Raw genomic sequence first — 25,755 nt, forward strand, 5'->3', positions numbered from 1 at the left:
TGCTACCCATATTATCTTGCTTGATTCATTTCTTATTCAAGAGTGAATAAAAAGGGTGCAATAAATGCACCCTTAGAAAAGCCAATTACGCCATAAATAAACTGATATTTATTGTGGGTAAGGTACCCAGTCACCGCCATTAAGCCGAATATAGGGTTTACCCTGATATTGCATCACAATGGCATTATCATTTTCTGATACTACCGCAGTTTCTGGCAGCCCTTGTGTCAGCGTTTGCCAATCAATGCTCGGGGCGGTGAAGACCTTGCCATCAACCATCCGCGACACTAATTCAGAGATTGCCAGATAGCTGCTTGGTGCACTAACCACTACTGGGCTGGCAGGCTGTGGAGCCTTCATCCCAATCAGTTTAATCCCCACAGGAATGTGAGTGATGCTAGGGCTTGGGATATCCCGCAGACCAGACATCTGCATTTTATCGCCAACCAAGGCGGCACCATGCTCAGGCACCACGACGACCATCACTTTCCGACCTGATTGCTCCAGCTCATTAAGGAAAGTATCCAGTTGGTCAAATAGAGTTTGGGCGCGAGTACGATAATCAGCCGTTTTGTTGGTGCCGACGAAACGGTTGCCATCATGTAATGGAATGATATTCATAAAGGTTGCGCTGCGGGCATCGCCCCCTTTCTTTTGCTGTTCCAGCCAGCGGTTAAGCAGCTCCAGATCATTGTAAATCGGCTCACCATCAAAGGAGGCCAATTGGTTACTGATACCCTTCTGCGACATCAGTGGCGCCCGCATATTGCCGTCATCCTGAATGTTTTGCAGATAGCTGGCAAAGACACCGGAGTGATCCATCATCAACTGGGAGGTGAAACCTAGTTTTGCTAAGTTATCAAACAGATAGCATTGTTGGTCTTGTGGCTGATACAGATCTTTGTGAGATGACTGGCCGCAACTGGCGCGCAGCAAGCGGATAGAGGCTGGGCCACTGTAGGCGGTGGCGGAGTTAAAATTCTTAAACAGAATATCGAACTGTTTCCACAACGGATGTTTATCCAACTGAGTCGCTTCAATATCTGACCATGAGAGTGAGCAGATATTAATAACTAATAAGTCAAAAGGTTGCGCGTCGCCTGGCAGTGATGCCGGGAAGGTCGTGTGACGCGTTTTCTCTTGCTCATAAAATGCATTCAGATAAGCCGTTAAATTGGCATCTGTTGGCGGACCACTGGCAACGACCGGGCTGCTACCGGAGGCGGCTTGCCCTGTGTCGGCTGTCGTCGAGGTTGCTGGTGCGGAGGTTGTCGCGGTTTCAGCGGCAGGTGTCAGTGAAAACGCCGGCCCGGCAATGCTAACTATATTCAGCCAAATCATGGCCGCCACGATAAAAACAGTGACTCGAATCCACTGTGAGATAAACAGGTAGCCGACCAGAATGACAAAGGCGGCACCGATCATCGACCAGTTAATAAAACGGTTAAATAATTCAATTAGATAGCTAAGACTAAAGCCAGTCACCTGTGAGCCTTGGCTCATAATGCTGTTGATGCCCGGTAGCCAAGTATCGTGATAGAGCAGGCCGATACCAATAGGGACCGCAATCCAGTGACGCCAGCGATGGACTCTATACGCTGGGATCGGGAATAGCAGGAAGGCCAGAAACACCAGATTAGCCAATGGATGGAAGTTAAGATAACCAAACCACAATAGGGCAAACTTTAGCAGGAAATAGTAGTTCCACGCGCCCAGACCGCGCCAATAGCGCCATGGGCTCTGCGACTCTTGCTGTTTATTTTTTGCGTTCATGGTTATTTCTTAGTCTGTGAAGAGGAGCCATCACGCAACCAGATCCCTTCTGATTTTAAATAGCGCGCGGATAAGAATAAATGTTGTTTTTTCTCCCACCATTGCGGGAATCGGCGGCACGCCATATAACCGAGCGGGAAAAAAATCACCGCACCGAGCAACAGGATTTGCCAAATATCGTTGAGATTCATTGAGCATTCTCCTTGTGATGACCGGTAGCCAGTGTCAGTGGCACGGGAATACGTTGGATGACTTCAGATTGCTCAGGCCGGCTTGTTTCATGGGTATAGGCTTTCTTATCACCAGTGGCCGACTGGCTATTGGGAGAGTTCATCCGGTTCATTTCAGAGATAATTTCCTGATCTTGATACCACACCAGCCGGTTGCTGAATGCTTCGGCCACCGGTAAGCGGAAAATATGGCTCAGTGCGGTATCCAAGTCATTGACTCGGCAAGTAGACAGGAACAAAACCAGACGATTATCAACCACCGTCACCACATCACCATAGCGGCGCAAATGGCACAGTGTCAGCGCCTGACGCGCCTGTAGCCCAGGAACGGCCCGCAATGCTACCAATACGCCCTTGCCATTTTCTGGCAGCAAGGTGTTGTTCATCAGTTGTAAGACCGACTGACTGAACTCCACGGACGGCAGATAGCCTTTAAGCTGTAGCGGGCGCAATGCCTCCAATAACGCATTGATATCTTCAGGAACATGGCGTGAGAACCGCTGTCCCTGAATGCCCTCCAACATGGTCAGAAAACGTGATAGCGGCGCAACGTGAGGCACAATCAAATTGGCTCCACAGGCCAGCAATAAGCGCTCATCGCTGTAACGTAGGCTGGCGTTCATCTCACGCACGACAATCTTTACAGCATTACCCCGCTGGCGGCGTATGTTATGGATTTGATGAGCCATTTCGTCAATGTGTTCGCTTTGGTTCAAGGCGAAAATCACCGTCGCGGCGTGGGCACTCATGGCCCGTTGAGATAGCGCTGCATTGCTCTCGAACAATTGCCAGTTGGTGGACAGCGGTGGCGCGCCTTCCAGAATGCTGGTTTCAGCTAGATACAGATGTTCATCATTACGTGATTGTGGCAGCGCTTGCTGGACTTCATCCGCCATGCTCCAGCCTTGTTCGTCGGCTTCCAGCAAGACCAGTTGATTGGCCGTCACCCCTTTTTCAGTACTCCACCAAGAAACCACATACTGCGCATTATCCTGCTGCCATTGTAGGCTCGCCAAACCTTGCAGATAGCGGTGCTGGCTGACCAGCTGATTCTTGATTTTATTGATGCCCGCGCTGTGGCACAGCACGAGTAACGTGCAGTTCTGGGCATCCAACCATTGCTGGATATGCCGCAGCCATTGCTGCATCTCTTCACTGGTAAATGTTTGCCACAAACTCGCGGGCGCAAACAGGATGAAAAGCCGCTGCTGTGGGCGTAGCGCACGCATTAAATCATTGGTCAAATACTGTAAGGCTTTTTTTTGCGCCGGTAATGTAAACAGTGGTAATTTTTGAGGGCCAGAATGATCGATGTTCGTTAATAGTTTTTCGGGTTTTAGCCCTGAGCAAATCAAAGCTGCACGGGTATTTTCAGACTGGCTACGAATAAGTTGCTGACAAAATAAATTGGCATCAATTTGACGTTCAATATTGACCCAATAGAATCCAGGAGCCTGCATTACGGCTAATTCATCCCAGATTTTTCGGACACCTAATGAGAAAGATCGTGACATAGATTCTTTATCTGCTTTCGTTAAAGTGCTATTGGGCCAATCGCTGGATAAATTCAAAGAACAATTGTAACATTGCAATAAGTATTAACCAATGTCCTGACCTTGATATTAATCTAAGACTCGTCTTACTGGGGCAAAGTATACTCCTATCCTTGTTATACTTAATTACCATAGCCTATTTTCTGAAGGCGGATAAATGCAGACTATAATAAATCGATTTCATGAGAAAACTTCACTTGAGGCTCAGGATGATCTACTAGCATTAAGTCAGGCTTTTTCGTTACCCACATTAAGTTATATCGATATTGTCCGTCAGGAACGATTAACACAAATGATGGCGCGCTGGCCATTGCTAGCCGAACTGGCACAATCTACCCGGAGTAAATAGTTTATGCCGGTACTGGCGTTACAAGGAGTAAGAGGCGGCATTGGTACCACATCGGTTACCGCCGCTCTTGCTTGGGCGTTACAGCAACTGGATGAGTCCGTTCTGGTTATTGATTTTTCACCGGACAATTTACTGCGATTGCATTTTAACATGCATTTCGAGCAATCCCGTGGTTGGGCTAAAGCTGAGATTAACGGCGAAGGCTGGCAGCAAGGAGCGATGCGCTATACCGAAAAGCTGGATTTCTTGCCGTTCGGCCAATTAACTCGCACGGAAAATGAACAGCTCGGCACATTGTTACAGCAACAGCCGCATCAGTGGCAGAATAATCTGTCCGAGTTACAGGCTAGCAATAACTACAGCTGGATTTTATTGGATATTCCAGCCGGTGATAGCGAGTTAACTCGTCAGGCCTTGGCGCTGGCTGATCTGGTGCTCATTCTGATTCATGCCGATGCCAGTTGTCACCTTCGTCTGCATCAGCAAGATTTACCTGCTGGGTGCCATTTCCTACTTAACCAATTCTCTGCCGGCAGTCGTTTACAGCAGGATTTGCATCAGCTTTGGCTACAAAGTCTTGGTAGCTTATTACCAACATTTATTCATCGTGATGAAGCGATGGCGGAAGCATTGGCAGCCAAACAGCCTTTGGGTGAATACAGTGCGCAAAGTCTGGCCGCTGAAGAGGTCATGACGCTGGCGAATTGGTGCCTGATTAATGCTGCGGAAAGTAGCCTATGAATCGCCTGATGCGGATGTTATTCCTCACCCCGGTTTATCAGGGGATGCGCCGCCGCTATCATCAATATATGCAGCAAGGCTGCACAGTATTCACTGCGTTCCTGACCACCGTGGCTGTTCCATTGTGTTGGGTATTTTTGCGCCTTGAATCTCCCAGTTGGCAGAGTGTGATACAACACCGCACTTACTGGTTCCCGCAGATTTCACCTCATCGCCCACGTCTGGGTGATAGTTTGCGCTATCTGCTGCAAGGAATTTGGTTATTATTAACCCGTCCCGCCTCAGTTCATGAGAAGCGGCGTCGGCCTGCTGCGGCTAGCAAAGGTTGGGTCAAAAACAAAAGACAGGGTTACATCAGCTGGTTGGGGAGTGTCCCTGAGCGTTTTGAGCTGCAGCGGATAGAGCAATCGGTCGCGACGCGGCTAAGCCAACTCTCAAGGCGAACCCGCCGTATCTTATTTATTATTTTGGGTATATTCACCGGCATCTTGGCTTTGCTGTGTATTTCGCAGCCGTTCGGCATGGTCGCACAGTTTGTCTTTGTTCTGCTGCTTTGGGCTATTGCCATGGTGGTGCGGCGTGTGCCGGGCCGTTTGCCGACTCTGATGCTGATTGTGCTGTCATTGACGGTTTCCTGCCGCTACCTGTGGTGGCGTTATACCGAAACCCTTAACTGGGATGATCCGGTCAGTTTAGTGTGCGGTTTATTGCTGCTGTTAGCCGAAACTTATGCTTGGGTCGTGCTGGTGTTGGGGTATTTCCAGACTATCTGGCCGCTCAATCGTCAGCCGGTCCCTATGCCGGATGATATGAATAGCTGGCCCACCATTGATTTGATGGTTCCGACATACAACGAAGATCTCGGCGTGGTGAAACCGACGATTTATGCTGCTCTGGGGATTGATTGGCCGAAAGACAAAATCAATATCTATATTTTGGATGACGGTAACCGGCCAGCGTTTAAAGCGTTCGCTGCCGAAGTGGGGGTGCACTACATTGCCCGGCCGACTCATGAACACGCCAAAGCGGGTAATATCAATAATGCCCTGAAGCAGGCTAGCGGTGAGTTTGTTGCTATCTTTGACTGCGACCATGTGCCGACGCGCTCTTTCCTGCAATTAACCGTTGGCTGGTTCTTTAAAGATAAAAAGCTGGGCATGATTCAAACGCCACACCACTTTTTCTCCCCCGACCCTTTTGAGCGCAATTTAGGGCGTTTTCGTCAAACACCAAATGAAGGCACGCTGTTCTATGGTTTGGTGCAAGACGGGAATGATATGTGGGATGCCACTTTCTTCTGCGGCTCCTGTGCGGTTCTGCGCCGCAGCGCTTTAGATGAAGTGGGTGGGATTGCAGTAGAAACGGTCACGGAAGATGCCCATACCTCATTGCGGCTGCATCGCAAAGGCTACACATCCGCATATATCCGCATTCCGCAGGCTGCAGGGTTGGCAACCGAGAGTTTGTCTGCCCACATTGGGCAACGTATTCGCTGGGCGCGGGGCATGGTGCAAATCTTCCGGCTGGATAACCCCCTGCTTGGCAAAGGGCTGAAATTGGTCCAGCGCTTATGTTATGCCAATGCCATGCTGCACTTCTTATCCGGTATTCCGCGGCTGATCTTCCTGACTGCGCCGTTGGCTTTCCTGCTGTTGCATGCATACATTATTTTTGCCCCCGCACTGGCGATTGCGCTCTATGTTTTACCCCATATGATCCACGCCAGCCTGACCAACTCCCGCCTGCAAGGGAAATACCGCCATTCGTTCTGGAGTGAAATCTATGAAACGGTGCTGGCTTGGTATATCGCCCGCCCAACCACCGTGGCGCTGCTTAACCCACATAAAGGGACGTTTAATGTCACGTCCAAAGGTGGTTTGGTTGAAGAGCAGCATGTGGATTGGGTGATTACCCGCCCGTATATGACGCTGGTGCTGCTTAATCTGGCAGGTCTGATTGCCGGTTTATGGCGCTTGGGCAATGGCCCGAGTACTGAAATCATGACGGTGGTTATCAGCCTGGTGTGGGTTATCTACAATATGACGATTTTAGGCGGCGCGGTGGCGGTGGCGGTTGAAGCTAAGCAAGTGCGTCAGTCACATCGAGTAGAAATTGCCATGCCTGCTGCCGTAGCACGTGCTGATGGGCACTTATTCTCTTGTACCTTGCGCGACTATTCTGATGGCGGGGTGGGGATTGAGATGCGCGAAGCCGGGTTATTGAAAGATGGCGAAGCGGTGCAATTGCTACTGAAACGAGGGGCGCAAGAGTATACCTTCCCCTGCGAAGTCACCCGTGCTTTCGGTAGCAAAGTCGGGATGCGGATGCATCAGCTGACAGTGGCGCAACATATTGATTTTATACAGTGTACCTTTGCCCGCGCTGATACGTGGGCGCTATGGCAGGATAGCTTCCCGGAAGATAAACCGATTGAGAGCTTGCGCGATGTGCTGGCGCTCGGCTTTAGAGGTTATGTCCGTATGGCCAGCTATGCACCACCGGTAATTCGAAATGCATTGGTAGGATTTACCTCCCTGATTGCCTGGATTGCATCATTTGTACCCCATGGCGTGGATAAAAATCAGGCTCCGAGTAGCCAGGGCCAGACAGTGGCTCAACATTGATGATGATATGATGACGAGAAAAATAACCTGGTTTACCGCACTGGCTTTGGGATTGACGCCATTCACCCATGCACAAACGCCGGCCACACCGTCGCCTCAATCGGCGCTTTCAACTCTTGGCTCAGATCCAACGGCAGAGTTGGCACCTGTTGCTCCGGCGGCACTTGCCAATGTGCCGGTTCGCGATGTGGCCTACACCTTTGCAAAAATTGCCCCGCCGCCGGGGACATTCTCATTGCGCGGCACCAACCCGGAAGGGGTGATTGAGTTCGGCGTGCGCAGTGATGAAGTGGTCACCGATGCGATGTTGAATCTGGAGTTCACCCCATCACCTTCGCTGATCCCGGTAGAGTCGCAGGTAAAAGTCTTCCTTAATGATGAACTGATGGGCGTCACGGCCATCACCCAAGAGCAACTGGGTAAGCCGACTAAAATCCAGATACCGATTGATGCGCGCTATATCAGTGATTTTAACCGGTTGCGATTAGTGTTTGTCGGCCATTATCAAAATATTTGTGAGAATCCGGCCAGCAATACGCTGTGGTTGGATATCAGTAAGTCCAGTTCATTGGATTTACGTTATCAATCCCTGGCCGTCAAAAATGATTTATCCCATTTCCCTGAACCATTCTTGGATACCAGAGATACTCGTCCGCTAACATTGCCGGTGGTTTTTGCCGCCTCGCCTGATGTGTCGCAACAGCGCGCCGCCTCTATTTTGGCGTCATGGTTTGGTGATAAAGCGCAATGGCGTGGGCAGAATTTCCCGGTTTTGTATAACCAGCTCCCCACTCAGCATGCTGTGGTGTTCGCGACCAATGCGCAGCGCCCTGATTTTCTAAAAGATTATCCGCCGGTTAAAGCACCGACAGTCGAGATAATCAGTCACCCGGATAACCCGTATGTGAAGCTGTTGCTGATTCTGGGTCGCGATGATAACGATTTGATTACGGCGGCACAGGGGATCGCGCAAGGCAACATCTTGTTCCGTGGGCAGAATGTGACTGTGGATAAGGTGGATCAACTGGCTCCGCGCCTGCCTTATGATGCCCCGAACTGGGTGCGAACCGATCGCCCGATGACATTTGCCGAGTTGCAGCAATATCCGGATCAACTGCAAACCACGGGGTTGTTACCGCCGCCAATTTCATTATCCATGAATTTACCGCCGGACCTGTTCCTGATCCGCAGCGCCGGTATCGATATGCGCTTGAAATATCGCTATACCTCAACGCGCCTGATGGATGGTTCTCGCTTAAGTATCAGCCTGAATAATCAGTTTGTGCAGGACTACCCACTGTCGCCTAATACTCCGGACGACAGTAAAATCCTGCGGCTGCCGTTGCTGCAAGGCTTACAAGATGCGGCGAAGCGGCTAACCATTCCGGCATTAAAATTGGGAGCGACTAACCAACTCCGCTTTGATTTTGATTACAGCACCTTGCTGGCGAGCGGCGCAGAAGGACGGTGTGAAACCTACTCTAGCGCACCGAACCACGCGGTGATTGATGGTAATTCGACTATCGACTTCTCCGGCTACCGCCACTTTATGGAAATGCCTGATTTGCGGGCGTTTGCCAATGCCGGTTTCCCGTTTAGCCGCATGGCCGACCTCTCCGAAACACTGGTGTTGGTGCCACCAAAACCGGCTCCGTCACAACTGACCACATTGTTAAATACGGTGGGGAATATCGGGGCACAGGTAGGGTATCCGGCTGTGGGTATCAATATCACTGATGATTGGTCACAGGCGAAAGACCAAGATGTCGACGTGCTGATTATCGGCACCATCCCGCCGGAGTTGCGCAATGACCAGAAGATTAACTTGCTGGTGGATCAAACGCAGAGCTGGGTAAAAATGCCCAACCGGCAGACAGGGTTGCCAGACATGATGTCACCTGCGTCAGACTGGGTTGCCGACAGCAAGGCGACAGTGAGCTCTGAAGGGGCGATGTCGGCCATTATCGGCGTGCAGTCACCTAACTTCCCGCAACGCAGCATTGTGGCGCTATTGGCTGATAGCCCTCGTGGCTATAACTTGCTGAATGATGCCTTGCTGGATACCGGTAAACGTGAGGCCGTATTTGGCTCGGTTGCGGTTATTCGTGAGTCGGGCGTCAATAGTTTGCGTGTTGGCGATACCTATAATGTCGGTCATTTACCATGGTGGGAGCGCGTTTGGCACGCCTTATCTACCCATCCGGTACTGCTGGCTGGTGTGGCGGTGTTGGTGGTCGTTGTGGCTGCAATGATGGCCTGGCGCTTGTTACGCTTGATCAGTCGTCGTCGGCTATCCCCTGATGAGAGAGATTAATTTTGATGGTCGTGATGGTTAAACGACTGGTATGCACCCTGCTGTTGCTGGCCAGTTTTGCTTCGATGGCTGCCTGTGATTGGCCTGAGTGGCAGCAGTTTAAACAATACTATATCAGTGATGGTGGGCGGGTTATCGACCCCAGCAGCCCAAGGCAGATAACCACTTCCGAGGGGCAGAGTTATGGGTTGTTCTTTGCGCTGGTGGCTGATGATCGAGAGACATTCGAGCGTTTACTCAGTTGGACTGAGAATAACCTGTCGGCGGGCGATTTAACTGCTCGCCTGCCTGCATGGTTATGGGGGCAACACCAGCAGCATAATTGGGGCATTCTGGACCCAAATTCGGCTTCTGATGCCGATTTATGGATTGCTTACAACTTACTGGAAGCGGGACGCTTATGGGATGTGCGCCGCTACCAGACCATGGGCACCTTGCTGTTACAGCGCATCGCCAAGGAAGAAGTGGTCGATATTCCAGGGCTGGGTAAGATGCTATTGCCGGGCAAAATTGGTTTTAGTGATGACGATCGCTGGCGGCTCAATCCCAGTTATTTGCCGCCCCAGTTGTTGGCGCGTTTTTCTTCTTTGACCGGGCCATGGAAAGAGATGATTAAAGTCAATCAGCGGTTATGGCTGGAAACAGCACCGCATGGTTTCAGCCCCGACTGGGTGGTGTGGCAAGAAGGGAAAGGCTGGCAGCCGGATGAAACACATCCCAACGTGGGTAGTTACGATGCCATTCGTACCTATCTGTGGGCTGGTTTGCTGTCCAATAATAGCCCGCAAAAAGCCGCACTTATTCAGCATTTTCAGCCTATGGCCGCCGTTACCGAACAACAGGGCGTGCCACCAGAGAAAACCGATACCAGTAATGGCAAAACCAGTGGTGATGGGCCGATAGGGTTTTCAGCTGCATTACTGCCTTTTTTAGCCAGTAGTCCAGCTCCGTTTAATAAACAGACATTTAGCCAGCAACAAAAACGAGTGCAAGATTCACCTCCGGGCCCAGATGCCTACTACAGTGCGGTGTTGACACTATTTGGTCAGGGATGGGCGCAACAGCGTTATCGTTTTAATCGGCAGGGGGAGCTTCAACCCTCATGGAACAGTCAATGCGCAACATTAAAATAAACTGGCTGTTAAGCTTGGCGCTGTTGCCTCAAGCTTTTATCGGTGCTGCTGCCGGGGCAGAATCTGTCTCGCCGACTCAGTTTTTGTTGGAACAGGTGCGGTTAGGGGAAGCAACCAACAAAGATGAATTGGTTAAGCAATCACTGTATCGCCTGAACATGATGGATCCGAATAACCCTGATGTTGTGGCGGCGGGAATGCGTCAGGCTTTGCGGCAAGGTAATCTGGCTGCGGCGCAAACACAGCTCGATAAACTGCAACAATTGGCACCGGATTCCGACGTCTATCGGCGGGCGAAGCTGTTGTTGGCGCTGACCAAACCGGAAGTACGCCAACAGTTGCAAGAGGCACGCCTGCTAGCAACTGCCGGGCGAGTCGATGAAGCCAAAGCTAAATACGACCAGCTGCTGCAAGGCAACCCGCCAACACTGGATCTCGCCGTGGAGTATTGGCGGCTGGTGGCGCGCTTACCGGGCCAGGAAGCACTTGCCACCCAGAAGCTTGCTGCACTTGACCAACAATCTCCCGGCAACGTTGCACTGCGTATGGCACTGGCGCGCATGTATTTCAACCAACAGAAAGCCGATCTTGGCTATGCCATGTTGGCAAAAGTGGCCGCCGATCCTGCGGGGGCGTCAGATGCTGCCGATTTGTGGATGGACACCATTAAAGCGATGACGGTCAGCCCACAAAGTGTGGCTGCATTGACTCACTTCCTTGATATCTTTTCTACCGGCCCACAGGCAGATTCTGCGCGAAAAGAGCTGGCTAATCAGCAAGCTATGTTGGCTGATCCAACTTATCGGGCACGTTTAAGTGGCTTGGCAAAAGTAGACAGTGGCGCAGGAACAGCTGCAATCCCGGCGTTGAAACAAGCGCTGGCTGCTTCGCCTAATGACCCCGAGCTGCTGGGGGCGCTAGGTTTGGCGTATGCCCGTGGTGGCGATCGAGCACAAGCATTGCGTCTATTTGAGCAGGCACAAAAAGTCGATACCGATGGCCTGAAAAGTGATAAATGGATCAGTTTGATCAAGACTAATCGCTACTGGTTACTCAATGATCAAGGCGATCAGGCACTGAAAGCCGGTGATACCGCATTGGCCCAGCAAAGATACCAGCAGGCGAGACAAATCGATGGCAGCGACAGCTATGCATTGATTGGTTTGGGTGATGTGGCTGTTGCTCGCCATGATGATAAGAGTGCAGAACAGCACTATCAGCAGGCGCTACGACTAGATCCGACCAACAGCAGTGCCGTGCGCGGATTAGCCAATATTTACCAACGCGAATCACCACAAAAAGCGCTGAACTACCTGAATAACTTGCCACGTAGCCAACAAGTTAAACTGCGTGACACAGTAGATAGCCTGCAATTGGATATGTTGAAACAGCAGGCTGAGGCTTTGGCAACACGGCAACAGTGGCATCTGGCGGCAGAGAAATATCTGGCAGCGCAACAGAGAGCACCAGATGATGTCTGGATAACCTACCGACTGGCGCAAGCATTGGAGCAAGATGGTCATTTGGCGCAAGCCGATGCTCAATTCCATCAACTGGCAAGCCGTAAGCCGGGAGATCCTGAGCAGGTCTACGCCTATGCACTTTATCTCTCCAGCACTGAGCGCGACAGTCAGGCACTGGCGCATTTGGACACCCTGCCAAGAGCACAATGGAACGATAATATCCGTGAATTAGACCAGCGCTTGAAATTAGATCAAGTGCTGACATTGGCTCGCCAGTTGCGGGACAATGGCGATGAAGCCGGAGCAATTGCAGCACTGCGCCAGCAACCGGCCAACACGCAAATTGACCTGACGCTCGCCGATTGGGCGCTGGAGCGCGGTGATTACAGTGAAGCGCTGGCGGGCTATCAGCGTGTTCGTGCCCGCGAGCCGGAAAACCCTGATGCACGTTTGGGGGAGATAGAGGCCTATATCGCTGAAGGCCATCTCAGTGATGCACGCCAGCAGTTACAAAGTGAGTCACTGACCGGTGCAGGGGCAACCTTAAATACCCAGCGTCGGTTAGCCAATGCCTGGAGTGGGGTGGGGGAGCCACAAAAGGCGGCAGATATCTTCCAGCGCTTGAAACCCGCAGCGGCTAAAGCGCCGTCACAAGATAACGCGCTGGTATTTCGTGACTCGGCGCACTTGGCTCAATTGCAAGGGCAACCCGCGGACGCGCAAGATGATTTCAAACACGCCATGGTTGCCAGTGGTATCACGCCAACACTTCCAGCAGCTAATGATAGCTACACCTTACTAACGCGTAATCAGGTTACTGATGATTGGCTCAAGCGGGGTATTCGTGCTGATGCCGCTGATCTTTATCGCCAGCAGGATACCCGCGTCACACTGGATCATGATTATCTGCACTCCAGTGGCACCGAGGGGATTTCTGATCTCAGTGCGCATAACACTATGCTGCAAGTGGATACTTCACTGGCCGATGGTCGGGCCTTCTTCCGAACCGATACCATTCAGATGGATGCCGGTACCTTTGATAAAAATACACGATATGAAGCCGGTACTTGTTATCAAACGTTAGTTCCTTGCCAGGCGAATATGCATCAGCGGGCAACTGGCACCAGTGTGGCGGCGGGTTGGCAGAATGATCACTGGGCTACAGATATCGGTACCACCCCGATGGGGTTTGAGGTTGTCGATGTGGTGGGCGGGCTGGCATACAGCAATAGCTGGAACCATATCGGTTGGACGGCCACGGCCTCGCGGCGGCCAATATCCAGCTCATTACTGGCTTTTGCCGGTTCGGTAGATCCGAATACCAATGTCACTTGGGGCGGCGTTCGTGCCAGCGGGGTCAGCTTGGGAACCAGTTATGACCGCGGTGAAGCTAACGGGGTCTGGAGTGACTTAAGCTATCATTATCTGACCGGACAAAACGTGGCTGATAACCAGCGGCTGCGCTTTATGACGGGTTATTACTACAAGCTGATAAATGAAAGTAATCGCCGTTTTACCGTCGGCTTGAATGGCATGTGGTGGCATTATCAAAAAGATCTCAGCGGCTATACTCTGGGGCAAGGGGGCTACTACAGCCCGCAAAAATATCTGTCATTGGCCATCCCGGTAAACTATCGGCAGCGAACCGATAACTGGTCGTGGGAGCTTGGCGGTTCAGTGTCAGTTTCACATTCCGCAACCAATGATCGGGCGCGTTATCCACTGCAAAATCTGCTGGAAAATAGCCTCCAGACGATTCCCGATCGTGGTAAACCTGACTTTGGGGAAAGTAGTAATGGCGTTGGTTACACGCTGCGAGCTTTGATTGAGCGCCGCTTGAGTTCGCACTGGACACTGGGTGCCGGGGTGGATATCCAGCAAGCTAAGGACTATACCCCAAGTCACGCCCTGATCTATTTACGCTACTCAATGGCGGGATGGCAGGGTGATTTGGATATGCCGCCGCAGCCATTAGTGCCATACGCAGACTTTAAATAATGAGCCGCCAGCGCTGATTTGCATTAAAAAAGCAACGCCAGAGAGAGAAATCCCTCTCTGGCGCTGCTTTCTCGGTAGGAAAAGACCGAAACCCACGGTATTCTTGCCCTCCGGTTTGTTATCACCGATAAAATCTGAAAGCGATCGAGTATACTCAGACCGAATCGACAAGTAGCCACCAATCTGTGGCAACCACTTTATTTTATTCAGTCGGAATTGGCGGAGAGCGAGTTTGCGGGTAAGGCGTTCATTAACGATTAAGCAAATGGCGGCAGTGGCAGTTGTGGCACTGGTTACCATCTGCATTTTTATCGTCCTTCAGTTATTCCACTTTGTGCAGCAGCGCAAAGATGATTACGCCAAGCAGTTGGAGAGTATCGCTTATTCAGTTCGCCAGCCGCTGTCCGAAGCAATCTTGAGCGTTGATGTCCCACAAGCTAAGAAAATCCTCAACAGTTTGTTACCCATTGGTATTCTCAGCCGTGCTGAAGTGATATTACCGAACCAAATTCAGGTGTTGCACGCCAATTTCCCCACCGAGCGGCCAGTACCCCGCTGGGCGAAGCGCATTTTTTCCCTGCCCGTACAGATAACAGTACCGCTCTATTCACTGGAGCGAGTCTCTGCTAATCCGCAGCCACTGGCGCATTTAGTGTTACGGGCGGATTCATTCCGCATGTATCAGTTTATTCTCAGCGCATTGTCGGCGATGCTCTCGACCTATTTATTGCTGGCGTTAGTTTTGTCGGTCTCTATTGCCTGGTGTATTAATCGCCTGATTATTCACCCATTACGCGCAATGGCGAAAGAGCTGGAAAAAATAGGTAATCAAGGGGTGTTGCATCACCAACTGACGTTACCTGCTCATCATCAAGATGATGAACTGGGCGTGTTGGTGCATAATTATAATCGTAACCAACAACTGTTAGCTGAGGCTTATACGGATATGAGTCGTATCAATGGCATGGAGTCGCCTGCGCGGCATAAAGCGCAACAGCAACTGATACGGGAACATGACATTTTACAGGCGATTGAAAATCGCGAGTTCATCCTGTTTTTACAGCCGCAATGGGATATGCAAGAGCCGCGAGTTATTGGTGCAGAAGCACTATTGCGCTGGCGTCAGGCAGATGGTAGCTATCTCTTGCCTTCAGAATTTGTCCCGGATGCAGAAGAAAACGGCGCGATGATCCCGCTGGGCAGTTGGGTGCTGGAAGAAGCCTGCCGCATTCTGGCTGATTGGAAGACTCAAGGCATTACCCTATCACTGGCAGTCAATATTTCCGGCTTGCAAGTACAATGTGACCGTATACTGACGCATCTAACAGCCATCATCAGCCGCTATAGTATTGATCCGCGCCAATTGGTGCTGGAAATTACTGAGACGGCCCGCATTAATAATCTTGATGAGGCACTGAGGTTACTGCGTGAATTACGCGCGCTTGGTTTGTCTATCGCTTTAGATGATTTTGGTACTGGGTACTCAAGCCTACAGTATCTTAATCATCTGAAAGGCCTGCCAATCGATATGATTAAGCTGGATAAAATCTTTGTGAAGCATTTGCCAGAAGATGATGCAATGGCGCGCATCATTGGCACTATTTCCGACGTCTTGCAGCTACGAGTCATGGCGGAAGGCGTTGAGACCGACGAACAGCGCCAGTGGTTGCTGGAACATGGTATTCATTGTGGGCAGGGCTTTTTGTTTTCAGAACCATTGCCACGGGAGGAGTTTGAAACTCGCTATACCCCTCAGCATTAATAGGGCGATATGCTGCATGGTTATGACTCATTCGAATCACTGACTTGTGTTAGCAACTCTTACACATATTGTCGCCATCTCATTGCTATTCACTCTTTTTCCTTATTTTTATGGATTTTTCTGTCTCAACCACGGCAATAGGGTTGGATATCAGCGTTTTCATCTAAATGGGAAAATTCAAAACATTATATTCCCTTATATTAAATGCAAATTAATTCACATCCCAAACACCTGAATTTATCTATTCTGATCGGTATATTTATGGCTTATTTTTATCGGAAATAGAGAGAATATTCTCTATTATATAATAGTCATTAAAATTGATAATAATAACGACAAGAAAATATTAGATTAACATCAATACCGCCAGTTAATACTGGGCCTACAATATTATCCCCAACTCGTCAAGACTATTTATTTCACAGAATACTCTGTTGTAAATAAGCTCAATCCATTGCCACACCTGCGATATAACAGAAATATTACAAAGATAAGACATTAGTTAAAACTATTTACTTTGAACCTTGTCACATAAATGGATATTTGTTTTATTAATTTCGAACTATTGGTTATGGATCTCGGAACTTCATATCAAAATAAATAGAATGACGTTTCATTGTTGTTTTTGTACTTATCATAATAATTAATACCCTTTATTAAAATAAGGTAACTGTAATGAAATTTAAATTATTATCTCTGGCAGTGGCATCACTTATCAGTATCAATGCAATGGCTGTGACTATTGACTATCGTCATGAAACACAAGACCAAAGTGGTAACAATCACAAAGACCGTTTATTAATGTCTCATCGCTTTGCTAATGGTTTTGGTTTATCTCTTGAAGGTAAGTGGAAAAGCGGTAGTGACAAAGATAAGCCATTCCATGAAGGTGTGAGTAATGGCACTGAAGTGGTGGCCAGTTATGTCTATAAAATTGATAACACATTCTCTATTGAACCTGGCTTTTCATTAGATTCAAGCTCTACTGCTAACAGCTATCGTCCTTATCTGCGTGGTAAGGCAAATATCATTGACGATCTCTCTATTTCATTACGTTATCGTCCTTATTATAAACGCACCAGCGCCAATATTAATACCAAGAAAGACACCTCTGAACACGGTTATAACCTGACGAGTGTTCTCAGCTATAAAATCAACAAAGATTTCCAATTAGACTATGAATTGGATTACAAACAAGCCAATAAAGCCGGTGTCGTCTTATCGGATAACGAGAATTACGATTTGAGCCATGATTTTAAATTAACTTATAAATGGGATAAGAATTGGTCCCCTTATATGGCTATCGGTAATGTTTCCGGCAGTAAAACAACTGACGAGCGCCAAACCCGTTATCGCGTAGGGGTTAAGTACAGCTTCTAATCGACTTGAAGTAATAAAACTCTGACCTCAGGGGTCACACCTCGCTATAACGATTTTTGACAGGTAACAACGTAATGAAAAAAAGAGCGTTATTTTTGAGTATGGCGGCGCTGGCGGCGCTGTATATACCCGCCGGACAGGCCGCGGATACTGACCGCCTCACTGTGGTAAAGCAGTATGTCGATAATGTGCTCAATAAGGCATCAGATACTTACCACGGTGATAAGCCCAGCCCGCTATTGGCGGATGGTGTTGACCCCCGTACCGGGCAGCAATTGGAGTGGATATTCCCCGATGGCCGCCGGGCAGTATTATCGAACTTTTCAGCTCAACAAAATCTGATGCGCGTGATGAGTGGCTTAAGCCAGTTGAGTGGCGATGAGCGTTATCAGAAACGGGCTGAAGATATTGTTCGTTATCATTTCCAAAACTATCAAGATCCAAGTGGTTTACTTTATTGGGGCGGCCACCGATTTGTTGATTTAAAAACACTGCAACCCGAAGGGCCAAGTGAAAAAGAGATGGTGCATGAGCTGAAAAATGCCTATCCCTACTATGACCTGATGTTCAGTGTCGACAGTGACGCCACCGCTCGGTTTATTCGCGGCTTTTGGAATGCCCATGTTTATGACTGGCGCATTCTTGAAACCAGCCGCCACGGCGAGTATGGCAAGCCGATGGGGGAGTTGTGGAAAAGTCAGTTTGAGCAGCAACCGCCGTTCTTCGCCACTAAAGGCCTGAGTTTTCTGAATGCGGGTAATGACCTGATTTATTCGGCGTCCTTACTCTACAAGCACCAGCAAGACCAGGGCGCACTGGTATGGGCTAAGCGTTTGGCCGATCAATATGTATTGCCGCGCGATGCCAAAACCGGCTTGGGGGTGTATCAGTTTACTCAAGCTCTGAAACGTGAAGAGCCAACCGATGACGCCGACACCCATTCCAAGTTTGGTGATCGTGCTCAGCGCCAATTTGGGCCTGAGTTTGGCCCGGCAGCACTGGAAGGCAATATGATGCTCAAAGGGCGCACCAGTACCCTTTATTCTGAAAATGCCTTGATGCAGTTGCAGTTAGGTAAAGATTTAGGGCCGCAGGGGCAGGACTTACTGAAGTGGACGGTGGATGGCCTGAAAGCTTTTGCTAAATATGCTTATAACGATCAGGACAATACTTTCCGCCCAATGATCGCTGACGGGCAGGATCTATCGAATTACACCCTCCCGCGTGATGGTTATTACGGTAAAAAAGGCGCGGTACTCAAGCCGTACAAAGCTGGCAATGAATTCCTGATTTCCTATGCGCGTGCTTACGCCATCGATAATGACCCATTACTGTGGAAAGTCGCTCGCGGTATTGCCAACGACCAGGGGCTGGGTGATATCGGTACTGCACCGGGCAAAGATGTGAAGGTCAAGTTGGACACCACCAACAGTGACCCATACGCGGTGTTCGCTTTGCTCGATCTCTATAGCGCCAGTCAGGTCGCTGATTACCGGCTATTGGCAGAGAAAATCGGCGATAACATCATTAAAACTCGCTATATCGATGGCTTCTTTATGGCATCTCCAGATCGTCAATATGCCGATGTCGATGCGATAGAACCTTACGCTTTACTGGCACTAGAAGCCTCACTACGTAATAAACCACAGGCAGTTGCACCTTTCCTTAATGGTGCTGGATTTACCGAAGGTGCTTACCGAATGGACGATGGTTCAGCGCGGATCTCAACCCGTGATAATGAACTGTTCTTGCTCAATGTGGGTGAGAAGCTGCAACCGAACGGCCGTAAATAGTCCCGACAGTGGCCCGTGCTGGGGCCGCTGTTGGTAAAAAGTGCCGAGCAGCGGCTTCCCAGGGTCGCATGCCCGGCGCTTTTACCCACGGGTTCTCATTGTCGTGATAAAAAGGATAGGTTGATGAAAAAACAGGTTTTAGCCACATTTCTGCTCGGTTCGCTGTTCTGCGCATCTGGCTATGCCGCACAGATTGTTGCTGTGACGGCATCCGGTTATGACAGCGAAAAAGGCCATGTGCCAGCCAATATCGCCGATGGCGATGTTAAAACACGTTGGGCAGCATCCGGTGAAAGTTGGGTCCAACTGGAGCTGGATAAAGAGCAATCCATTGAAAATATTCTCATCGTCCCTTTCAAACCAACAGAGCGTAAGTTGAAGTTCTCCATCGCCTATTCCAGTGATGGTAAGAGCTGGCACCCGCTGGCTGAAGGATTGGAAACCTCTACTGCCGATAAGAATGGTGAAAAACTGACTTTTGCCCCTATTACGGCCAAATACATCAAACTGGATACCTTCGGTACTGATGTCAATAAGTGGAGCGCAATTAACGAAATCGCCATTAATAGTGCCGCCGCTGTACCTAGCCGGGCCATTAAGTAACGCCGATCTGCCCCCTTTCCTCAGGCTAAAAAGGGGGCTACTGCTGGCAAAATATTCCGCTCAAGAATCCATCTACTGCCCTCTGATTCCCACTCCCACTGATTACTCCTTTTCTCTCTTGTTCCGCCGTTAACCATTTTGGGTTAATTGTCTGGTTGATCTGACTGTATTCCCGCTATTGCTTGCGCTTGAAGCGTTTCAGTTCTTAATTTCGCATTTAGGGTGCAATCCAGTGCAACTAATAATTTCCATATTGTTATGAGGGTGTTATTTTCCGCGCAAGCACGGATAAAAAGAAGTGTCATTCAATTATCACTGAGATCAAAGCGACAGGCTGCCGTGCATTTCTCCAAAAGGACATAGGTTATGAAAGCTTCAATATTTAAAAGTCTTTATTTTCAGGTGTTAACGGCGATTACACTGGGCGTTCTATTGGGCCATTTTTACCCTGATCTCGGCGCTCAAATGAAACCTCTGGGTGATGGATTTGTTAAACTAATTAAAATGATTATCGCACCCGTGATTTTCTGTACCGTCGTAACCGGCATTGCGGGTATGGAGAGTATGAAAGCGGTTGGCCGGACTGGCGCGATAGCACTGCTCTATTTTGAGATTGTCAGTACCATTGCGTTACTGATTGGCTTGGTCATTGTTAACGTGGTGCAACCCGGTGCGGGCATGAATATCGACCCGGCGACACTGGATGCTAAAGCGGTTGCACTTTATGCCGAACAAGCCTCGCAACAAGGAATAGTACCCTTCCTGCTGGACATCATTCCTGGCAGCGTAGTGGGTGCCTTTGCTAGCGGAAATATTCTGCAAGTGTTGCTGTTCGCAGTGCTGTTTGGTTTTGCCCTGCATCGTCTGGGTGAGAAAGGCCAGCTTATCTTTAATGTTATCGAGAGCTTCTCACGGGTTATCTTCGGCATCATTAATATGATTATGCGCCTGGCTCCGATTGGTGCCTTTGGTGCGATGGCCTTTACTATCGGCAAATACGGTGTGGGCAGCTTGGTGCAACTGGGCCAGTTGATTATCTGCTTCTATGCAACTTGTATCCTGTTTGTGGTGGTGGTGCTTGGCTCTATCGCGAGATTCAATGGCTTCAACATCTTCAAATTTATCCGCTATATAAAAGAAGAGTTGCTGATCGTGTTAGGGACATCCTCTTCGGAGTCTGTGTTGCCGCGCATGCTGGACAAGATGGAGAAAGCCGGGTGTAAGAAATCAGTGGTAGGTTTGGTTATCCCGACCGGCTACTCATTTAACCTGGACGGTACCTCGATTTACCTGACTATGGCGGCAGTATTTATCGCGCAGGCGACCAATACCCACATGGACGTTATTCACCAGGTTACCTTGCTGGTGGTGCTGTTGCTGTCTTCGAAAGGGGCAGCAGGGGTGACGGGTAGTGGCTTTATCGTGTTGGCGGCCACCATTTCTGCCGTGGGTCATTTGCCATTAGCAGGGCTGGCGCTGATTCTGGGTATTGACCGCTTTATGTCTGAAGCCCGCGCTTTGACCAATCTAGTCGGGAACGGCGTTGCAACCATCGTGGTCGCTAAATGGTGCAACCAGTTGGATAACGACCAGCTGCAAGCGGTGCTATCAAACAAGACTCCGCCTCATAGTGAGGTAAAACCCGGTGTTTCATCTTCTTGAAAACCGTAACAAAGAATGAGGTTTTTTGTCGGGTCACACCACGATTACTCCTAAAATAACGATTAGTTCTCAAATGAATACCGGTGGCTTAGGTCACCGGTAGCCCCCTGCCAGAACGCTCCGCGATACTATTTCTTGTGTAAATTACCATTTAGATACTATTTTTTACTCTGATGAGTGACATCGGCAAAAGCATGCGGTCTAACAGAATGGTACACTCCCACCTCACGAGTGACTTACGCAAAATTGTATCGTTTATACCCAAAGTTATAAGGGTTAAGATTGGATAGTTTATTAAGTAGGGGTTCACATGCAGGGCACCAGAATTCGTCTTATAGTTGGTGGATTATTGTTGGCCGCCGCCAGCAGTAATGTGCAGGCTGAAGCACTACAACCCGACCCTGCCTGGCAGCAGGGGAAATTAGAAAACGGGTTTTCATGGCAGTTGCTGGCGACGCCGCAGCGCCCTAGCGATCGGATCGAATTACGTCTGGTGGTTAATGCAGGCTCATTATCTGAAAGCGCACAACAAGTTGGCTTTGCCCATCTGTTACCTCGCTTGGCATTAATGAGCAGCGCGAGTTTTACTCCTGCCCAACTTCAGTCGCTGTGGCAGCAAGGGGTCGATAGCGAACGCCCTTTGCCACCGGCGATTACATCTTATGATTTCACTTTATATAGCTTGAGCTTGCCCAATAATCGCCCTGATTTGCTGAAAGAAGCATTAGCGTGGCTATCCGATACCAGTGGCAAGCTGGCCATCAGTGAACAGACCGTGAATGCGGCATTAAATAGCGCGACCGATCCTATCGCTACATTCCCGCAAAATATTCAGGAACCTTGGTGGCGCTACCGGCTTAAAGGCTCCTCTTTGATTGGGCATGATCCGGGCCAACCGGTAGCAAGGCCAGTCGATGTTGAGAAGCTGAAACAGTTTTATCAGCAATGGTATACCCCTGATGCCATGACACTTTATGTGGTTGGCAATGTAGACAGCCGCAGTATTGCGGCGCAAATCAGCAAAACTTTCGCCGAGCTGAAAGGGAAACGTACTACGCCAGCATCCATCGCGATGTTAGCGCCACTGCCACCAGAGCCCGTGAGCTTGATGAGTGAGCAGGCGACCCAAGATACGTTATCGCTGACGTGGGATACTCCATGGCATCCTATTCAGGACTCAGTGGCACTAAGCCGTTACTGGCGTAGTGATTTGGCCCGTGAGGCGCTGTTCTGGCATATCCAGCAAGTGTTGGATAAAAGTGATCAGAAGAACCTGAAACTGGGCTTTGATTGCCGAGTGCAATATCAACGTGCTCAATGTGCTATTCACTTGAATACGCCGACTGAAAATCTGACACCGGGCATGAGTTTCGTTGCCCGTGAATTGGCTAACCTGCGGACAAATGGGCTGAGTCAGGCTGAGTTTGATGCGTTAATGGTGCAAAAAAATGACCAACTCAGTAAGTTGTTTGCTACCTATGCCCGTACAGATACCGATATTCTGATGAGCCAACGTCTGCGTTCTCAGCAAAGTGGGGTGGTGGATATTGCTCCGGAACAGTATCAGAAGCTTCGGCAGGCATTCTTATCCGGCCTGACGTTGACCGAACTGAACCAAGAGTTGAAGCAGCAGTTATCGCAAGATACTACGCTGATTCTGACGCAGCCCAAAGGCGAGCCGGAAGTGAATGTGAAGGCGCTGCAAGATGCGTATAACGCGATTATGGCACCTCACACCGTGGTGGCAGAAGATGCGGCTCCTGCGGTCAGTGCTGCGGAGGCTGTACCGCCAACACCAACCACGGCGCAATAAATTTCTGAGCGGCTACTGCACATTGCCTTTTTAGGATGGGCAGTAGCTGCTATCAGATGACGTTTAATCAGACTGCTGGCATAGCCGCCAGTGGGATGATAGCACCACGATATTGAATGACAGTGCTGGCAGTTAAATGGCCCCGCACTGCTGCGTCGTGGGCGCTGCCGCCAGTCAGACGAACCGCCAGATAACCGGCGCTGAAAGAGTCCCCAGCCGCTGTTGTGTCGACCACTTTCTCTTTCGGTAGTTTCACTGCCGGCACATCATATTGGTGAGCTTCAAAACCCTCTTTCACCCAGACGATGCAAGAGTCCGCGCCGCGCTTGATAATAATCTCACTTACACCTAAATCCTGAGTCCGAGCGATGACCTGCTCCAGTGGCTGCTCGCCCCACAGCATGTCTTCATCATCCAATGTCAGGAATGCGATATCAGTGCAGGCCAACATGTCGCGGTAAGCTTCCTGCGTCTCTTCTTTGCTCTGCCACAGGCGTGGGCGATAGTTGTTATCAAAGATAACTTTGCCGCCATTAGCACGACAGGCACGAAGCAATTTCAGCAAACGCTGGCGTGAAGCGCTATCGAGAATCGCCAGGCTGATGCCACTGAGATATAAATAATCAAATTTTTCCAGACGTTGGCAGATTTCATCAGCCTCTGGGCTGGTCAGCCAAAAACGCGCGGCAGCATCATTACGCCAGTAATAGAAAGTGCGCTCGCCGGTGCTGTCGGTTTCGATGAAATACAACCCGGGCAATTTATTATCCATGCGCTGAATAAGGTCAGTGTGGATTTTTTCCTGCTGCCAGGCTGCCAGCATCTCTTCGCTAAAGCTGTCGGTACCCAATGCGGTCACGTAATGCACATTCAGGGCTTGCTGTGACACCTGACGGGCAACATACACCGCTGTATTCAGCGTATCACCGCCAAAGCCCCGGCTAAGGTCGGTACCTTTTTGTGACAGTTCAATCATGCATTCGCCGATAACGGCAATATTTTTGCTGGTCATGGAAAGCTGGCCTATTCCTGAATTGTGAATCAGTGGTGGGAACGAAATAGGGTTAGTCTCACTGCTGGCTTAGTCAGAGTCAATAGTATTAAAACGACGTTTTAAATTTTTTATGATATAGGTCGGGAAACTGGCAAGTTTCCCGTGATTCAGACGCGCATTATGACGATTTTCGTAGGTCGGTCACGCTGTGTCCACCAATACCCCAGTTATCCGTATCCACCTCATCAATCACGACGACGGTGGTCGCTGGATTTTTCCCCAGAGTATCGACTAAAAGTTGGGTCACTCCGGCGATCAGCTGTTTTTTCTGTTCCGCAGTTGCCCCTTCGCGAGTAATTTTAATATTTACATAAGGCATGTTCATCTCCATTAACACTAATGGCATTATTGAGTTAACTACTGTAGATGGCTTTAATGTGCCGCGCCAGCACGCTTGGGAGCAATAATCTGTTATGACGCTATATAAAGTTCTGGTCGCGCGAGTCGATAACATCTCCAGAAGGAAAACCGTTTATAACAGGATGTCATCAGGCCGTCGGCAATGTAGATTGTCACAACTGTCTGGTGCCCTGAAACATGGCGACTAAACTGATGATGACCAATAAAGTATCAGGTTTACTTGCGCCATCCTTTGCCGCTATTGATCGTAATAAAGGACAGAGCTTCTGGCGGCAATGTCAGCGTCGGTACACTTTTCAACCTATCTATCGTACCTCTGGTGCGCTGCTGGCGATCGAGTTGCTGACGGCTGTTTTCCATCCTTCATCGCCGGATACCCGTTTGAATCCGGAAGATTACTTTAATGCTATCAGTATCCGCGCCCGGCTGGATGTGGTGCTGGAGCAACTGAATATGGTTAAGCAGTGGCACGCGATATTTGTCCATCACTCGGTATTGGTGTCTATCAATATTGATGGTCAGGCGCTGATGGCGATGCAGGATGACCGGCAGGCCAAGTTGTTAATCGATGCCATGCCATACATTCGTTTTGAATTGCTTGAACATGTTGATACCTCCCTCGATACCCCCTTTGCCCGCATTGCTGAAGCTGACCGATTGTGGCTGGATGATTTTGGCAGTGGACTGGCGAATTTCACTTCATTCATTAGCTGGCGCTATGAGTACATCAAAGTTGCCAGAGATCTGTTTATCGTGCTGCAAGAAAGTGATGTCGGGAACCAACTGTTTTTCACTTTGGTCACCTTAATGGACCGCTATAGCAAAGGGGTGATTGTGGAAGGGGTGGAAACCTCACAAGAGTGGGCCATGGTACAACGCTCTGATGCAGCAGCGGCACAAGGTTATTATCTCTCCCGACCGACACCATTTGATCGATTACAAACACTCCCAATGCTGTTTTGTGGTTAATATTTCCTGAGAAACAGCTCATCTACTATAGTTAACGTTGTCTTCTAAATCTGCACTCATAATCGGTTAACCCTTTTTCTAACCGATTTTTCAATTAAAATACCGTGAACTGACTCTGGTCTGAACACCTCTTTGGTGTGGATTTAGCTTTATACATCATGAGTACTGGCATGGAGCTGTT

At 49.5% G+C, this 25,755-nt stretch carries 18 protein-coding genes; 13 read left to right on the forward strand and 5 right to left on the reverse strand.

Annotation, left to right across the window (positions count from 1 at the left end; all coding sequences use genetic code 11):
- Positions 1-108: 108 nt before the first annotated feature.
- Genes bcsG through bcsE form a run of 3 tightly spaced genes read right to left on the reverse strand, consistent with a single transcriptional unit; the run spans position 109 to position 3,517 of the window.
- Complete coding sequence (gene bcsG, locus FTA96_RS02730; RefSeq protein WP_145573128.1) at positions 109-1,773, reverse strand: cellulose biosynthesis protein BcsG; 1,665 nt, start codon at positions 1,771-1,773, stop codon at positions 109-111.
- A gap of 2 nt (positions 1,774-1,775) precedes the next feature.
- Entirely contained in the window at positions 1,776-1,964 is a 189-nt protein-coding gene (gene bcsF, locus FTA96_RS02735) for a cellulose biosynthesis protein BcsF (protein ID WP_050110389.1), read from the reverse strand.
- Complete coding sequence (gene bcsE / locus FTA96_RS02740) at positions 1,961-3,517, reverse strand: cellulose biosynthesis protein BcsE (protein ID WP_145573130.1); 1,557 nt, start codon at positions 3,515-3,517, stop codon at positions 1,961-1,963. Before bcsE ends, bcsF begins: the two co-directional genes overlap by 4 nt.
- Positions 3,518-3,713: 196 nt before the next feature.
- Here bcsE and bcsR point away from each other — a divergent pair, with 196 nt between their 5' ends.
- The 12 genes from bcsR to FTA96_RS02800 all read left to right on the forward strand — a co-directional run bounded on the left by bcsR (position 3,714) and on the right by FTA96_RS02800 (position 23,191).
- The gene (gene bcsR / locus FTA96_RS02745; RefSeq protein WP_050099477.1) at positions 3,714-3,905 is read left to right on the forward strand and encodes a cellulose biosynthesis protein BcsR; all 192 of its coding nucleotides are present in this window, start codon (positions 3,714-3,716) and stop codon (positions 3,903-3,905) included.
- Between the two features lie 3 nt (positions 3,906-3,908).
- Positions 3,909-4,646, forward strand: a complete 738-nt coding sequence (gene bcsQ / locus FTA96_RS02750; protein ID WP_050123672.1) for a cellulose biosynthesis protein BcsQ — start codon at positions 3,909-3,911, stop codon at positions 4,644-4,646.
- A complete protein-coding gene (gene bcsA / locus FTA96_RS02755; protein ID WP_050135251.1) occupies positions 4,643-7,270 on the forward strand; it encodes a UDP-forming cellulose synthase catalytic subunit in 2,628 nt (875 codons plus the stop codon). The genes bcsQ and bcsA overlap by 4 nt, the downstream gene beginning before the upstream one ends.
- Positions 7,271-7,277: 7 nt before the next feature.
- On the forward strand, positions 7,278-9,584 hold the full coding sequence (gene bcsB, locus FTA96_RS02760) for a cellulose biosynthesis cyclic di-GMP-binding regulatory protein BcsB (protein WP_072089838.1): 2,307 nt from the start codon (positions 7,278-7,280) through the stop codon (positions 9,582-9,584).
- Between the two features lie 5 nt (positions 9,585-9,589).
- Entirely contained in the window at positions 9,590-10,717 is a 1,128-nt protein-coding gene (gene bcsZ, locus FTA96_RS02765) for a cellulose synthase complex periplasmic endoglucanase BcsZ (RefSeq protein WP_050135318.1), read from the forward strand.
- Complete coding sequence (gene bcsC / locus FTA96_RS02770; protein WP_145573131.1) at positions 10,699-14,178, forward strand: cellulose synthase complex outer membrane protein BcsC; 3,480 nt, start codon at positions 10,699-10,701, stop codon at positions 14,176-14,178. Before bcsZ ends, bcsC begins: the two co-directional genes overlap by 19 nt.
- Before the next feature lie 232 nt (positions 14,179-14,410).
- On the forward strand, positions 14,411-15,940 hold the full coding sequence (locus FTA96_RS02775; RefSeq protein WP_145573133.1) for an EAL domain-containing protein: 1,530 nt from the start codon (positions 14,411-14,413) through the stop codon (positions 15,938-15,940).
- Between the two features lie 675 nt (positions 15,941-16,615).
- A complete protein-coding gene (locus tag FTA96_RS02780; RefSeq protein WP_050110394.1) occupies positions 16,616-17,320 on the forward strand; it encodes an oligogalacturonate-specific porin KdgM family protein in 705 nt (234 codons plus the stop codon).
- 74 nt (positions 17,321-17,394) lie between these two features.
- Positions 17,395-19,113, forward strand: a complete 1,719-nt coding sequence (locus FTA96_RS02785; RefSeq protein WP_050110395.1) for a pectate lyase — start codon at positions 17,395-17,397, stop codon at positions 19,111-19,113.
- Between the two features lie 123 nt (positions 19,114-19,236).
- Positions 19,237-19,716: a discoidin domain-containing protein gene (locus tag FTA96_RS02790; protein WP_050110396.1), complete on the forward strand. Its 480-nt coding sequence runs from the start codon at positions 19,237-19,239 to the stop codon at positions 19,714-19,716.
- A gap of 366 nt (positions 19,717-20,082) precedes the next feature.
- Positions 20,083-21,378 (forward strand): dicarboxylate/amino acid:cation symporter, encoded by a 1,296-nt coding sequence (locus FTA96_RS02795; RefSeq protein ID WP_050110397.1) that lies wholly within the window; start codon positions 20,083-20,085, stop codon positions 21,376-21,378.
- A gap of 310 nt (positions 21,379-21,688) precedes the next feature.
- Positions 21,689-23,191, forward strand: coding sequence for a M16 family metallopeptidase (locus FTA96_RS02800; RefSeq protein WP_050110398.1), 1,503 nt, complete (start codon positions 21,689-21,691; stop codon positions 23,189-23,191).
- Between the two features lie 67 nt (positions 23,192-23,258).
- Here FTA96_RS02800 and FTA96_RS02805 read toward each other — a convergent pair whose 3' ends face one another.
- Together FTA96_RS02805 and FTA96_RS02810 are read right to left on the reverse strand one after the other, a co-directional pair.
- On the reverse strand, positions 23,259-24,203 hold the full coding sequence (locus tag FTA96_RS02805) for a 2-dehydro-3-deoxygluconokinase (protein ID WP_050110399.1): 945 nt from the start codon (positions 24,201-24,203) through the stop codon (positions 23,259-23,261).
- Positions 24,204-24,363: 160 nt separating this feature from the next.
- On the reverse strand, positions 24,364-24,564 hold the full coding sequence (locus FTA96_RS02810; protein WP_004388926.1) for a 2-hydroxymuconate tautomerase family protein: 201 nt from the start codon (positions 24,562-24,564) through the stop codon (positions 24,364-24,366).
- Between the two features lie 218 nt (positions 24,565-24,782).
- On the opposite strand from FTA96_RS02810, the gene pdeH reads away from it, so the two are divergent.
- Positions 24,783-25,574, forward strand: coding sequence for a cyclic-guanylate-specific phosphodiesterase (pdeH, locus tag FTA96_RS02815; protein ID WP_050110400.1), 792 nt, complete (start codon positions 24,783-24,785; stop codon positions 25,572-25,574).
- Positions 25,575-25,755 lie beyond the last annotated feature (181 nt).

The sequence above is a fragment of the Yersinia alsatica genome, assembly GCF_902170305.1.
Classification (GTDB): Bacteria; Pseudomonadota; Gammaproteobacteria; order Enterobacterales; family Enterobacteriaceae; genus Yersinia; species Yersinia alsatica.

What these genes read in the sequence shown, in the direction of transcription:
- bcsG (WP_145573128.1), bottom strand. Translation starts at nt 1,773, where the DNA reads ATGAACGCAAAAAATAAACAGCAAGAGTCGCAGAGCCCATGGCGCTAT.
- bcsF (WP_050110389.1), bottom strand. Translation starts at nt 1,964, where the DNA reads ATGAATCTCAACGATATTTGGCAAATCCTGTTGCTCGGTGCGGTGATT.
- bcsE (WP_145573130.1), bottom strand. Translation starts at nt 3,517, where the DNA reads ATGTCACGATCTTTCTCATTAGGTGTCCGAAAAATCTGGGATGAATTA.
- bcsR (WP_050099477.1), top strand. Translation starts at nt 3,714, where the DNA reads ATGCAGACTATAATAAATCGATTTCATGAGAAAACTTCACTTGAGGCT.
- bcsQ (WP_050123672.1), top strand. Translation starts at nt 3,909, where the DNA reads ATGCCGGTACTGGCGTTACAAGGAGTAAGAGGCGGCATTGGTACCACA.
- bcsA (WP_050135251.1), top strand. Translation starts at nt 4,643, where the DNA reads ATGAATCGCCTGATGCGGATGTTATTCCTCACCCCGGTTTATCAGGGG.
- bcsB (WP_072089838.1), top strand. Translation starts at nt 7,278, where the DNA reads ATGATGACGAGAAAAATAACCTGGTTTACCGCACTGGCTTTGGGATTG.
- bcsZ (WP_050135318.1), top strand. Translation starts at nt 9,590, where the DNA reads ATGGTCGTGATGGTTAAACGACTGGTATGCACCCTGCTGTTGCTGGCC.
- bcsC (WP_145573131.1), top strand. Translation starts at nt 10,699, where the DNA reads ATGCGCAACATTAAAATAAACTGGCTGTTAAGCTTGGCGCTGTTGCCT.
- FTA96_RS02780 (WP_050110394.1), top strand. Translation starts at nt 16,616, where the DNA reads ATGAAATTTAAATTATTATCTCTGGCAGTGGCATCACTTATCAGTATC.
- FTA96_RS02785 (WP_050110395.1), top strand. Translation starts at nt 17,395, where the DNA reads ATGAAAAAAAGAGCGTTATTTTTGAGTATGGCGGCGCTGGCGGCGCTG.
- FTA96_RS02790 (WP_050110396.1), top strand. Translation starts at nt 19,237, where the DNA reads ATGAAAAAACAGGTTTTAGCCACATTTCTGCTCGGTTCGCTGTTCTGC.
- FTA96_RS02795 (WP_050110397.1), top strand. Translation starts at nt 20,083, where the DNA reads ATGAAAGCTTCAATATTTAAAAGTCTTTATTTTCAGGTGTTAACGGCG.
- FTA96_RS02800 (WP_050110398.1), top strand. Translation starts at nt 21,689, where the DNA reads ATGCAGGGCACCAGAATTCGTCTTATAGTTGGTGGATTATTGTTGGCC.
- FTA96_RS02805 (WP_050110399.1), bottom strand. Translation starts at nt 24,203, where the DNA reads ATGACCAGCAAAAATATTGCCGTTATCGGCGAATGCATGATTGAACTG.
- FTA96_RS02810 (WP_004388926.1), bottom strand. Translation starts at nt 24,564, where the DNA reads ATGCCTTATGTAAATATTAAAATTACTCGCGAAGGGGCAACTGCGGAA.
- pdeH (WP_050110400.1), top strand. Translation starts at nt 24,783, where the DNA reads ATGGCGACTAAACTGATGATGACCAATAAAGTATCAGGTTTACTTGCG.